Here is a 12779-nt window from a genome sequence, read left to right on the forward strand (position 1 = left end):
GGTGTATTAGCGGGCTTGCCATCAGGCATGCCGGGGATGGGACTGGAAATTGAAGGCGCGGTGCAACATGCACCACAATCCGGACGGCATTCCATACAGTACTCTCTTTATCGTAAACCATCGGATTGTGCAGGAAGCGCACAGTAACACCTTTTGGGCACCAGCAAAAGCATCAATTCCGCTTGCCTGAATGCCCCGGCGCGAGTAGTTTTACGCGATATTTTAGACACTCCTCATTACAGGATTTTTTCGATGCCAAGAGCGAACGAAATTAAAAAAGGTATGGTACTGAATTACAACGGCAAGCTGCTGATTGTAAAAGATATTGATATTCAATCACCAACCGCACGTGGCGCCGCCACGCTGTACAAAATGCGTTTTTCTGATGTTCGTACCGGTCTGAAAGTTGAAGAGCGCTTCAAAGGTGATGACATCGTTGATACCGTCACCCTGAGCCGTCGTGGCGTTGATTTCTCCTATGTCGATGGCAACGAATACGTCTTCATGGATAAAGAAGACTATACCCCGTATACCTTCACCAAAGACCAGATCGAAGAAGAATTGCTGTTCATCCCGGAAGGCGGAATGCCGGATATGCAGGTACTGACCTGGGACGGCCAGCTGCTGGCGCTTGAACTGCCGCAAACGGTAGACCTGGAAATCGTTGAAACAGCTCCGGGCATTAAAGGCGCGTCAGCAAGTGCGCGTAACAAACCAGCGACCATGAGCACCGGTCTGGTTATCCTGGTTCCTGAATATCTGAGTGCGGGTGAAAAAATCCGTATCCATATCGAAGAACGTCGCTACATGGGCCGCGCAGACTAACTTTTCTGCTGCGACAGCGGTGAAAAGGGACAGCATTTGCTGTCCCTTTGTTCTTTTCAGCCCTGGCTGCTGAGGTAAAAATCATCCACCAACAGAGATTCCAGATACAGCTCATCCTCACGCATAAAATGCGTTATGACGTTAACCGCCTGAGGATAAACCCCCTCTTCGTCCCGCTGTAAACAACTTTCCCGTAGCAGGGGTGCCCAGCACATAATGTGATGATGCAAAAAGTAATATTGCGCCGATAACGTCTCCTTTTTGGTAACCATTCTCGCCATCAGTGCCAGCTGTACAGCAATATGGTCGGCAGGCTCGTTGTCCTGCGGTGTCAGCCCATACTCGACTAACAGCACATTCATTTCCTTGCGTTCTTCAGGCGCGGTCGTATGCGGATAATGCCCCGCATAGGGAGAAACGCCGCCGGGAGGTGCCAGCAAAAACAACGAGGCATAGTCCGCCGCCAGCTCCAGCTGTCGGCTTTCACGGCGCAGCGCCCGAACGAGACTACGTTCCAGGTTTTTGACATCAACGGATAACCCAGGGATAGCCGTCAACGACGCCAGCCACTTTCGGCTTTCCCCACTTTCAAGGCGGATGAGTTGCTCCTCGTCCAGCTCACGGAACAGCAGTTGCGAAAACCACTGGTACACCGCCGCCCGCTGTCGATGAATGTGATTATGCTGCACTTGCCCCCTCCTCTTTCACAACCTCCGGCCCGCCGAAGCCCGTGACCTGCGGGGCATTCTCCTGGTACCGCTCCACCTCGACCAGCACCGTATGCGCCGAAGGCCCCTGCGCCAGTTGTGATGTACCGATATCCGCACTCAGCACATTCGGATCGCCATAAGTGCATAGTGTGCCCGCTTTCCCACCTTCCTGCGGCGAATACCACGCGCCTTCATGAATCCGGACGACGCCAGGCGCGTAATCCGGACTGATCACCACCCCGGCCAGCACCTGGCCTCTGGCGTTAAACACGCGCGCAATATCCCCGGCTTTCAGGCCACGTGCGCGGGCATCCGACTCGCTCATGTACAGCGGCTCTCTTCCTGCCACCGCATAGGTGTTACGAAACGCCTCGCTTGAGCACAGCTGGGAGTGCAGACGTTTATCCGGATGACAGGACTGCAGATGCAGCGGATATTTATCTGTTTTGCTGCCATGGGTACGCTCAAAGGGTTCCATCCACACCGGATGCCCCGGGCAGTCCTCGTAGGCAAAGCCCGCGATGGTTTTGCTGTAAATTTCAATCAGACCAGAGGGTGTTCCTAACGGGTTGATATCCGGCTGTTCGCGAAATTCTCCATGACGCACCCACGGCTTCCCGGCAGGATATTCAATGTATCCTTCGCCCTGCCAGAAGCTCTCGAAGTTCGGCATACTCACGCCAAGGGACGCTCCCGTTTTCGCGCCCTCATCATAAATGGCTTTTATCCACTGCATTTCATCCCGCTTTTCGCGGTATGTCTCTTCCTGACCAAAGCGTTTGCACAGACCGGCAAAGACATCAAAGTCATGTCGCGCTTCAAACTGCGGTTTAACCACCTGATGTATCGCCATCAGCCCTTTATTCGAGTGTGTACCGAACTGCTCAATGTCATTACGCTCAAAGCGCGTGGTCACAGGCAGGACGATATCGGCAAAACGACAGGATGCTGTCCACTGATGATCCAGAACTACCACGGTTTCCAGCTTCTTCCACGCTTCGATCATGCGGTTACGATCCTGCTGCGCATGGAACGGATTGGCGGCGCTGAAAATCGCCATTTTGATATCAGGGAAAATTAATGTTTCACCATTGAAAGCGATCTTTTTGCCTGGCGCCAGCAAACAATCAATCATTCGCGAGGTAGGAATATGCTCTGAAGCGCCGCGGAAATCCGCTTTGTATTTCGCGGCCGGGGGATTGTTGATGCTCCCGAGGCCGGACAGGACGGGACCGCCAGAAGTGACCGTCCCGCCGCCGTTATAGTGCCAGCCAAACCCTACTCCGCCGCCCGGCAAGCCAATTTGGCCAACCATGCTGGCCAGCACCACCAGCATCCACGGATACTGCTCGCCATGGTGCATACGCTGCACGCACCAGCCGCCCATAAACTGTGTCCGGCCTTTGACCAGCAGGCGGGCGAAGTCGCGGATCTGCTCCGCCGTCAGGCCGCAGATTTCCGCCGCCCATTCGGCATTTTTCGGCTGCTTGTCGCTTTCCCCAAGCAGATACGGCAAGAACTGTTCAAAGCCCACGGTATAATCGTTAATGAACGCCACGTCATACAGTTTTTCTTCGTACAGGGTATGCGCCAGCGCCAGCAATAACGCGACATCCGTTTGCGGTCGCAGCGCCAGCTGCTCACAGCCAAGATAGTTTTGCGACTTGCTACGCACCGGATCAACGCTGATAACGCGCATCTTACCCTGCGCAACCGCTTCTTTAATCTGCTGCCAATAGCCAAACGCATCGTGATCGGGAACCAGGAACTCGATCTGCAGATTCTTGATAGGATCGCAGCCCCACAGCACGATGGTTTGGGTATTTTCGATAACCAGCGGGAGCGACGTTTGCTGCTCGTAAACTTCCAGCGAACCAATCACATGCGGCAAAATCACCTGCGCTGCGGCTGCCGAGTAGTCGCCGACGGTCGTTACATAGCTACCGTGCAAACCGAGTCCCCGATCCATCGCGCCGCCGGCCTTATGATATTTGCCAACAATTTGCCAGTCCGCCAGCCCGGTAAAGACACCAGAAGATCCGTAGGTCTTTTGTACTCGTTCAAGCTCCTCATAGAACAGATCCAACGCCTGATCCCAGCTCACACGGACAAAGCGATTATCGCCGCGCTGGTTGCGATCTGACTTTTCACGCTTGCGCAGCCAGTCCAGCCGCACCATCGGGTAGCGCACGCGCGATGGGTTGTAGACCACCTCCCGAACGGCATTGAGCATATCGCAGGGGTATTTGTCATGTTTGAAGGGGCGGGTATCGACCCATTCACCGTTCACGACTTTGGCTTCAAAAGCGCCAAAGTGCGAGCCAGACTGGATCCATTGCTCCGGGTTTTCACCCGCTGCCCAGACCTTTGAGATCAGTGGATTTGGCCCTAAAGCGCTGACGGCACCGACTGCCAGCATTCCGCTTAAAAACCGTCGACGTGACGGATTAAAATCATGAATATCCATAAATTATCCTTTTGAATTGTTAGGTTGAGGTATATCGCTGGCGTGAGTCTGGAGATATTTCAACAACGTACGGTCTTCCACCGGATTAAGCCGGTAGTAGGTGGACATGGATTTCAGTCCGGCGATCCAGCCATTCGCGGAATAGCGGGTCGGCGGCGGCGTGCTGTGGCAAGCGCTACAGGTGGATTGCAACATCTGATCGGCGTATTGCCAGAGGGGGTCAATATTGTCGGTAAACCCCTCCGCTGAACTCCAGGCCATCACGCTTACCTGCTGCCACTCCTGATGTGACTCAGGATCAACCTGTGTTTGCTCAACCTTCACATTGCTCATCAGCGAGGCATCTAATACGGCAGCAAAAACGCGTTTACCCATATACTGGGTAATCACCCGTCCACGTCCTTTGCTTTCCCGCCAGCCGGTCAGCTCTATCTGAACGTTTTTTCCTTCTTTTTTCAGCACACGCACTTGCGTTGCCGGGTACAGCATGGCTTTACCTGCCGGGCTCTCTGCTGTCGCAGTCAGTGATTTTTCGCCTAACGAATACAGCGTCGTCGCCGTGGGTAACTGCTCTCCCTGACGCTGCAACTGCTTGTAACGATCGCGAAAACCGCTGCTCATATCGGGTTTGTGATGGGCAATGCCTTTGTGACAATCGATACAGTTACTGTCTTTTGCCGCCGCCGCGGTCATTTGCGCCGCTGCATTTGCCGATTGCTTGCCGTGATCCATCGCCTCATAGCTATGGCAGGATTTACACGCCGCTGAATTATTCGCGCTCATGCGCGCCCATTCTCGCTGGGCCAACTCCGCCCGCTTTGCGGCAAATTTTTCCGAGGTATCGATCGAAGGAGAGATAAAGGTGTGGTAGAGGTCGTTTAAGGCTTGCGTTTTACGAACCAGCGTTGGGACGATGCCTGGCGGAATATGACAATCCTTACACTCCGCACGCACACCTGAAGCATTACGAAAATGCACGCTGGTTTTATACTCCTCGCCAGATGTGCGCATCGAGTGACACGATAAACAAAACTCGGTAGAACTGGTGTAATGAACGCCTTGCCACGTTCCCCAAATAGCCAGGGCCATTGCTACCGCCCCGGCGAATGCGCACCATAGTGCGTTTTTTCTTATCCACGACATGCTTGCCTCCATTTTTTTAATAGCGACACGCTAAGGGATAATAAAAATCAAAAATAGAGACAGCGAAGGCAGATTATAGGAACAGCATCCACTCTATGAGGTTCGTCAAATAGTAAAGAGCAGAAGTCCGTAATATAATTACCATCTATAAATAAGGAATTTATCATGCTCAAACTGACTCTCGATAGAGAAAGCCGGACTCCGCTGCAGTTGCAGATATTTCAATTTTATTTACAGGCCATTCAGCGGGGTGATTTGCTGTGTGGAGATAAACTCCCCTCTATTCGCGAGCAGGCCCAGGCATTGAACATTGCCAAAATAACGGTAGTGATGGCCTATGATAAGCTGATGGCGGCTGGATTAATTAAGAGCCGACACGGCATTGGCTATGAGGTGATATTCACCACGCCTGTACGTGTAACCCCTGCGCATGTGTCCGTACCCCAGGGCTCTCCGCCAGTAACACCAAAAGCGGCCGGGGTCTCTACCGATGTTTACGCAGAGCCAGGGCGGGAGTGCTACTGCCGGATGGGCGTCCCCGATCCCAATGCTTTTCCCTGGGCAAGCTGGCGAAAATGGAATAACGCGCCAAGCGTGCTTAAAGAGCAATTGTTTACCCGATATCATTCATCAAATGGATTATTTTCACTGCGTGAGCAACTAGCCAGGTACCTTAATTTATCTCGCGGCATTAATACCCGGGCGGAGAACATCATCATTACCAATGGGATTCAGGAAGGATTGTCGCTGCTCAGTCAAATATTTATTGTTCATCATGCCGTCAGTCAGCAAAAAAAGTGCCACGTTGTGACCGAATCCCCTTGTTATTCTGGCGCATGGCATCTGTTTAATTATTACGGTGCAGACATTACGTCAATTGCTGTAGATAACCACGGGCTGCAAACAGATAAATTACCCGAATATGAAACCCAGCTTTGCTATGTGACTCCGGCTCACCAGTATCCAATGGGAAGCGTCCTTTCGCTGGAACGCCGTCAGTCATTATTGACGTGGGCGCAGCGCGTCGGCGCTTATATCCTTGAAGACGACTACGATGCTGTTTTTACCTATGGCGAGAACCCCCTTCCTGCACTGAAAGCTATGGATTATCACAACCGGGTTATCTACATGGGGACATTTTCCAAAACGCTGGGGCCGGGAACACGTCTTGGCTATCTCATTTGTCCTGATGAACTGCTCCCGGCAGTAAAGAATATGAAAGCACTCAATAACAATGGCAGTCAGTGGTTATTGCAGCAATTTTTAGCCGAATTAATGCAAAATCAGGTGTTTTACTCGCACATCAGCAAGCTGGCCTGCAACTATGCGGCGCGCCTCAATCTGTTACGCGATGGCCTTTCTGTTCTGTTTCCGTCAGGGAAAATCGCTGGCGCAACGGCGGGTCTGCACCTCTCGTTACGCGTTGACAGACACCCAGATATGATAGCCAGGCTGCAACAGCGCTGCCTGCTGGCAGGGATCCGCTTTGACACTCTGCCAGATATTGAAAATGGCTCAGGAGCCGCATGGCGTAAGGAGAATAGCGATGCTGTTATGTTTTTCGGGTTTGGCGGATTGCAGATACAGCAGATCAAAAAGGTGCTGTCGGTACTGGAGCAGGCGCTAGCGCAGCCTTGATGAATAACAGGGATCGCGCCTGCGGCACAATCCCTGTTGTTAACCTTACAGCAGATCGCGGAACTGCGTTTGTTTTAACGCCAGCTCAACGCCGCGAACTTCCGCCAGCCCTTTCAGGCGACCAATCGCGGAGTAGCCTGGGTTGGTTTTCTTGTGCAGGTCGTCAAGCATCTGGTGTCCGTGATCCGGACGCATCGGGATAGGACGCAAATCGCCCGCCTTTTTACGGCGCTGTTCTTCGCTCAGGATGGCAGCAACCACCGATACCATATCCACATCGCCTTGCAGGTGCGCACCTTCGTGGAAGGTTTTCGGGTTATCTTCACGGCAGGTGGAGCGCAGATGCGTGAAGTGGATTCGATCGCCAAAGGTTTCGATCATTTTCACCAGATCGTTATCGGCGCGCACGCCGTAGGAACCGGTGCACATGGTGAAACCGTTATTGATGCTGTCGACGGTTTCTTTCAGCCACTGCATATCTTCGATAGTCGAAACAATGCGCGGCAGGCCGAGGATCGGACGCGGCGGATCGTCAGGGTGGACAGCCAGACGCACGCCGACTTCTTCCGCCACAGGCACAATCGCCCGCAGGAATACCGCCATATTATCGCGCAGATCGTCTTTGCTGATGCCGTCATATTCAGCGAGGCGCGCACGGAACTGATCCAGCGTATAGCCCTCTTCCGCACCGGGCAGGCCGGCAATGATATTGCGGGTCAGCTTTTCGATATCGGCATCGCTCATAGCATTGAAGTAATTCAGCGCCTGGCGTTGTTCTTCTGCGGTGTAATCCGCTGCGGCGCCTGGGCGCTGAAGAATATGCAGTTCGAAGGCTGCAAAAGCAATCTGGTCAAAACGTAGCGCTTTGGAGCCGTCCGGCAGCTGATATTCGAGATCGGTACGCGTCCAGTCGAGGATCGGCATGAAGTTATAGCACACGGTATCGATGCCGCAGGTCGCCAGATTACGGATACTCTGCTGATAATTGGCAATCCACGTTTGGTACTGGCCTGAACGCGTTTTGATATCTTCGTGGACAGGAATACTTTCCACCACCGACCAGGTCAGCCCTTTTTCAGCCAGAATAGCCTGACGCTGTTGAATCTCTTCTACCGGCCACACTTCACCGTTGGGAATGTGGTGCAAGGCGGTCACAACACCCGTTGCGCCAGCCTGACGCACATCATCAAGCGATACCGGATCGTTAGGTCCGTACCAACGCCAGGTTTGTTCCATTGTTTCACCCCACAAGTTGTTATACCAAATCAAACTACCTGAATGACGACTACCATACAGCCATCCCGTAGATGTTCAACAGATGGCCTATCATTGATTGATCCAGCTCACATTCCCCGGATAAATGAGGCACACCAATTCAATTTGCTGTCATATAACTTTATACTGCCATTGTTAATTAATGGTTAATCAGGTGTATTTAATGAAAACTATTGCCTCAGCGCCTCTGGCGGAAAATGTCATGATGCCGCAGTACGACCGCCAACAATTAAAAACGCGGATTGTACATTTTGGTTTCGGTGCTTTTCACCGCGCCCATCAGGCGTTATTAACCGACAGGGTGCTGAATGCGCAGGGCGGAGACTGGGGAATTTGCGAGATCAGTCTGTTCAGTGGCGATCGGCTGATGCGTCAGCTTCGCGAACAGGATCATTTATTTACCGTGTTAGAAAAAGGGGCTAACGGCAACCAGCCTATTGTTATCGGTGCCGTTAACGAATGCCTGAACGCCACGCTGGATTCGCTGGCGGCCATTATTGAAAAATTCTGCGAGCCTCAGGTCGCGATTGTCTCGTTAACCATCACGGAAAAAGGCTACTGCATCGATCCGGCAACGGGTTCGTTAGATCTCTCTAATGCGCGTATTATTCACGATCTGCAGACACCGGCTGAACCGCACTCCGCCCCCGGTATAATCGTAGAAGCGCTGCACCGCCGACGTGAACGTGGACTGCAGCCGTTTACCGTCCTTTCCTGCGATAACATCCCGGACAATGGTCATGTGGTAAAAAATGCCGTACTGGGGATGGCGGAAAAACGCTCTCCTGAGCTGGCGCACTGGATCCAGGAACACGTCAGTTTCCCGGGTACTATGGTGGATCGGATTGTTCCCGCCGCCACCGAAGAGTCGCTGGCTGAAATCGCCCACGAGCTGGGCGTTGCCGATCCTTGCGCAATCAGCTGCGAGCCGTTTATTCAGTGGGTGATTGAAGACAACTTTGTCTGTGGTCGTCCGCACTGGGAAACCGCGGGTGTCCAGATGGTCGAAAACGTCTTGCCGTGGGAACAAATGAAACTGCGGATGCTGAACGGCAGCCATTCGTTTCTCGCTTATCTCGGCTATCTGGCCGGATTCCAGCACATCAGCGACTGTATGCAGGATAGCGCATTTCGTGAAGCCGCTTACCGGCTGATGCTCACCGAACAGGCCCCCACGCTGCAAATTACCGATGTTGATTTAAATCAGTATGCCTTAAGCCTGCTGGACCGCTTTGCCAATCCGGCGCTGAAACACAAAACCTGGCAAATCGCGATGGATGGTAGCCAGAAATTACCCCAGCGAATGCTGGAAGGGATCCGCGTGCATTTAGCACGTCAAAGCGAGTGGCCGCTGTTGGCGCTCGGCATCGCAGGCTGGATGCGCTACGTGAGCGGTGTGGATGATTCAGGCGCTACGATTGATATTCGTGACCCGCTCAGTGAGAAAATTGCCGCTCTGGTGGCACAGAGCACTGAATCAGAACGCGTCAGCGCCCTGCTTTCGCTGCATGAGATTTTCGCCGCCGATCTCGTACAGAATCCGCAGTTTGTCGCGGCCATTCAACAGGCCTGGCAACGTATTGCCCAATACGGTGCGCATCAGGCTGTCATTGAAACGTTAAAAAATTAACGATTTCTGCCATTAAACAGGACGAAGCACGTCTTCGTCCCCTCACCCCTTCTCTTTTTCCCCATTTTTCGCCAGGATTGTTAAATGCCATTACGGTAATTTATGATTCTGGAGTAATTGTGACTAAAACCAATCTCATCACTGGTTTTCTCGGCAGTGGCAAAACCACCTCTATTCTTCATCTATTGGCGAACAAGGATCCCGCAGAGAAGTGGGCCGTGCTGGTCAATGAGTTTGGTGAAGTAGGTATTGATGGCGCCCTGTTAGCCGACAGCGGCGCATTGCTAAAAGAGATCCCCGGCGGCTGTATGTGCTGCGTTAACGGTCTACCGATGCAGGTTGGCCTCAATACGCTGCTGCGTCAGGGAAAACCCGATCGATTGCTGATTGAACCTACTGGCCTCGGACACCCTAAACAAATTCTGGATTTACTCACCGCACCGGTTTACGAACCGTGGATCGATCTGCGCGCGACCCTCTGTATTCTTGACCCCCGGCTGTTACTGGATGAAAAAAGCGTCGCCAATGACAATTTCCGCGATCAGCTGGCCGCCGCAGATATCATTGTTGCCAATAAAGCCGACCGCGCCACAGCGGAAAGCGAAAACGCCTTGCAAACCTGGTGGCAACACTACGGCGGCAATCGCCAGTTGGTTCATGCCGACCATGGGCAAATTGACGGGCAGTTACTGGATTTACCCCGACTAAACCTGGCAGAGCTTCCTGCAAGCGCAGAGCACGCCCATAGCCATGCAGACAAAAAGGGACTGGCGGCATTGAGTCTGCCGTCACAGCAGCGCTGGCGGCGCAGCCTGAACAGCGGCCAGGGCCATCAGGCCTGCGGTTGGATTTTTGACGCCGATACGGTGTTCGATACCATCGGTCTGCTGGAATGGTCCCGTCTTGCCCCCGTGGGGCGCGTGAAAGGTGTCATGCGTATAAAGGAAGGGCTGGTGCGCATTAACCGCCAGGGAGAGGACTGGCATATTGAGACGCAAAACGTCGCACCACCGGATAGCCGTATTGAACTCATCGCCGATACTGAGACCGACTGGAATACGCTACAGAGTGCATTGTTGAGACTTCGTTTAGACGCTAACGCGTAAGGTTGCCTTCGTTTTTATAGCAATGGTAAACGATGATGAAAACCCGATACCCTCTTATTCTCCTACTCAATATTGCGGGGCTGGCGCTGTTTCTGTCCTGGTATCTTCCTGCCGGACATGGGATCTGGTCTTCATTGGATACGGGCGTGTTCCGCTTCTTTAACCAGAAACTGGTGGAAAGCCCGCAGTTCTTGTGGATTGTTGCTATTACCAATAACCGGGCATTTGATGGTTGCTCCTTGCTGGCAATGGGCGCCTTGATGCTGCATTTTTGGCTGAAAGAGACGTCGGAAGGTCGCCGACGCATTGTCGCTATTGGCCTGGTTATGCTGCTCACCGCAGTGGTATTAAATCAGTTAGGCCAGGCGCTTATTCCCGTTAAACGCGCCAGCCCTACTCTGATGCTGGATAATATTTATCGCGTCAGCGAACTGTTGCATATTCCGACTAAAGATGCGTCCAGAGACAGTTTCCCCGGCGATCACGGTATGATGCTGCTTATTTTTTCCGCATTTATGCTGCGTTATTTCGGAAAAGTCGCCGGAATAATCGGCCTTATTATCGCTGTGGTTTTTGCCTTTCCACGCATAATGATTGGCGCTCACTGGCTCACCGATATCGTGATCGGTTCCATGACTGTCGTCTTGATTGGTCTTCCCTGGTGGCTAATGACACCGTTAAGCGACCGATTAGTCACTCTGTTTGCGAATTATCTGCCCGGTAAAAACAAACATTTTTTAAACAAATAACGCACAGTAATTAACATCATCAGGGAAAACTCTGATTCCCTGATGATGCTTGCCGATATTTCATCATTCTGGCTGTCATTCTCCCGTCATCTTATTCATCTTTAAAATGATTGGGTTGCGTCTTTTTTATCCCGATTGTTCTTAATTTAGGCAATGCCGGTTATTCACTTTCTGTATCAATTTTTCTTATAAGAAATCACGTAAATTCACTCGCAATGACCGGACCGATCGGGTAATCTCGAACTCGTTTTGCCTCGCGGGATAATTATTCTCTTCAGGAATAAATTTGTGCGTTCTGCCACAGATTTGATCTTAAAGAATTGTCTCATCGTGCGATGGTAATTAGTCTCGTCACGTTTGGCATTTTTTATAACGATATTTATCGTTAAGGACTTCAAGGGAAAACAAACAAAATGGTCAAATCTCAACCGATTTTGAGATATATCTTGCGGGGCATACCCGCGATAGCAGTTGCGGTTCTGCTTTCTGCATGTAGCACAACGAACACCGCCAGGAATATGCATTCTGAGACGCATGCTGTGGGCAATGGAGATAACTCTTCACTGCAAGCCTCTCAGGATGAATTTGAAAATATGGTCCGTAATATCGATGTTAAATCACGTATTATGGACCAGTATGCTGACTGGAAAGGCGTGCGTTACCGCCTTGGCGGCAGCACCAAAAAAGGCATTGATTGTTCAAGCTTCGTACAACGTACGTTCCGCGAGCAATTTGGTTTAGAGCTTCCTCGCTCAACCTACGAACAACAGGAAACGGGTAAATCCGTTTCGCGCACTAACCTGCGCACAGGCGATCTGGTTCTGTTCCGTGCTGGCTCCACTGGCCGTCACGTCGGTATTTATATCGGCAACAACCAGTTCGTACACGCCTCGACCAGCAGCGGCGTTATCATTTCCAGCATGAACGAACCTTACTGGAAAAAACGTTACAACGAAGCTCGCCGGGTCCTGAGCCGCAGTTAATTTCGTTTGGCAGCTATCCCTTGGCTATCCTGATGAGACATTTTGAAAAGCACTGCTTCGGCGGTGCTTTTTTTTTGCTTTGTCTTGTGACTAAGAAAAATCTCACAAGGTGAGTCATTTCAGGTTATATTCATACAGAATAAGCGGTTAACTCAGGTAAACATAAGGAACTATGTTTAAACGCTCCTCTTCATCCAATCAGAAAATCCTGCTTTCCTGTATGTTAACGGGGCTTATCGTCGCGCTCCTGGTG

Annotated in this window: 10 protein-coding genes and 1 pseudogene; 6 read left to right on the plus strand and 5 right to left on the minus strand. The window is 51.8% G+C overall.

Features of this window, described 5'->3' with window-relative positions:
- A pseudogene (locus KQJ19_RS18605) lies at positions 1–95 on the minus strand (YkgJ family cysteine cluster protein); the annotation flags it as partial.
- Between the two features lie 157 nt (positions 96–252).
- On the opposite strand from KQJ19_RS18605, the gene yeiP reads away from it, so the two are divergent.
- Positions 253–825, plus strand: coding sequence for an elongation factor P-like protein YeiP (gene yeiP / locus KQJ19_RS18610; RefSeq protein WP_016153740.1), 573 nt, complete (start codon positions 253–255; stop codon positions 823–825).
- Positions 826–881: 56 nt separating this feature from the next.
- Here yeiP and torD read toward each other — a convergent pair whose 3' ends face one another.
- From torD to torC, 3 genes are read right to left on the minus strand one after another with little or no spacing between them, the layout of a single operon-like run.
- Positions 882–1514, minus strand: a complete 633-nt coding sequence (torD, locus tag KQJ19_RS18615) for a molecular chaperone TorD (RefSeq protein WP_200102506.1) — start codon at positions 1512–1514, stop codon at positions 882–884.
- On the minus strand, positions 1504–4002 hold the full coding sequence (torA, locus tag KQJ19_RS18620; protein WP_153690200.1) for a trimethylamine-N-oxide reductase TorA: 2499 nt from the start codon (positions 4000–4002) through the stop codon (positions 1504–1506). Before torA ends, torD begins: the two co-directional genes overlap by 11 nt.
- A 3-nt stretch (positions 4003–4005) precedes the next feature.
- Complete coding sequence (gene torC, locus KQJ19_RS18625) at positions 4006–5145, minus strand: pentaheme c-type cytochrome TorC (RefSeq protein WP_216403968.1); 1140 nt, start codon at positions 5143–5145, stop codon at positions 4006–4008.
- 165 nt (positions 5146–5310) lie between these two features.
- Here torC and KQJ19_RS18630 point away from each other — a divergent pair, with 165 nt between their 5' ends.
- Entirely contained in the window at positions 5311–6783 is a 1473-nt protein-coding gene (locus KQJ19_RS18630; protein ID WP_049281989.1) for a PLP-dependent aminotransferase family protein, read from the plus strand.
- 45 nt (positions 6784–6828) lie between these two features.
- On the opposite strand, the gene uxuA is transcribed toward KQJ19_RS18630, so the two are convergent.
- Positions 6829–8019: a mannonate dehydratase gene (gene uxuA, locus KQJ19_RS18635; protein WP_016156994.1), complete on the minus strand. Its 1191-nt coding sequence runs from the start codon at positions 8017–8019 to the stop codon at positions 6829–6831.
- 202 nt (positions 8020–8221) lie between these two features.
- On the opposite strand from uxuA, the gene KQJ19_RS18640 reads away from it, so the two are divergent.
- From KQJ19_RS18640 to mepS, 4 genes are all read left to right on the plus strand, one after another.
- Positions 8222–9688: a fructuronate reductase gene (locus tag KQJ19_RS18640; protein ID WP_216403969.1), complete on the plus strand. Its 1467-nt coding sequence runs from the start codon at positions 8222–8224 to the stop codon at positions 9686–9688.
- Positions 9689–9807: 119 nt separating this feature from the next.
- Positions 9808–10794: a GTP-binding protein gene (locus tag KQJ19_RS18645; protein WP_019077241.1), complete on the plus strand. Its 987-nt coding sequence runs from the start codon at positions 9808–9810 to the stop codon at positions 10792–10794.
- 35 nt (positions 10795–10829) lie between these two features.
- Positions 10830–11543 carry a phosphatase PAP2 family protein gene (locus tag KQJ19_RS18650; protein WP_019077242.1) on the plus strand — a complete coding sequence of 238 codons (714 nt, stop codon included), beginning with the start codon at positions 10830–10832 and terminating at the stop codon, positions 11541–11543.
- 413 nt (positions 11544–11956) lie between these two features.
- On the plus strand, positions 11957–12526 hold the full coding sequence (mepS, locus tag KQJ19_RS18655; RefSeq protein WP_003027474.1) for a bifunctional murein DD-endopeptidase/murein LD-carboxypeptidase: 570 nt from the start codon (positions 11957–11959) through the stop codon (positions 12524–12526).
- Positions 12527–12779: the final 253 nt, after the last annotated feature.

The sequence above is a fragment of the Citrobacter sp. S46_ASV_140 genome (genome assembly GCF_018919545.1).
Taxonomy (GTDB): Bacteria; Pseudomonadota; Gammaproteobacteria; order Enterobacterales; family Enterobacteriaceae; genus Citrobacter; species Citrobacter braakii.

What these genes read in the sequence shown, in the direction of transcription:
- mepS (WP_003027474.1), top strand. Translation starts at nt 11,957, where the DNA reads ATGGTCAAATCTCAACCGATTTTGAGATATATCTTGCGGGGCATACCC.
- KQJ19_RS18630 (WP_049281989.1), top strand. Translation starts at nt 5,311, where the DNA reads ATGCTCAAACTGACTCTCGATAGAGAAAGCCGGACTCCGCTGCAGTTG.
- torC (WP_216403968.1), bottom strand. Translation starts at nt 5,145, where the DNA reads ATGTCGTGGATAAGAAAAAACGCACTATGGTGCGCATTCGCCGGGGCG.
- uxuA (WP_016156994.1), bottom strand. Translation starts at nt 8,019, where the DNA reads ATGGAACAAACCTGGCGTTGGTACGGACCTAACGATCCGGTATCGCTT.
- torA (WP_153690200.1), bottom strand. Translation starts at nt 4,002, where the DNA reads ATGGATATTCATGATTTTAATCCGTCACGTCGACGGTTTTTAAGCGGA.
- yeiP (WP_016153740.1), top strand. Translation starts at nt 253, where the DNA reads ATGCCAAGAGCGAACGAAATTAAAAAAGGTATGGTACTGAATTACAAC.
- KQJ19_RS18650 (WP_019077242.1), top strand. Translation starts at nt 10,830, where the DNA reads ATGAAAACCCGATACCCTCTTATTCTCCTACTCAATATTGCGGGGCTG.
- KQJ19_RS18640 (WP_216403969.1), top strand. Translation starts at nt 8,222, where the DNA reads ATGAAAACTATTGCCTCAGCGCCTCTGGCGGAAAATGTCATGATGCCG.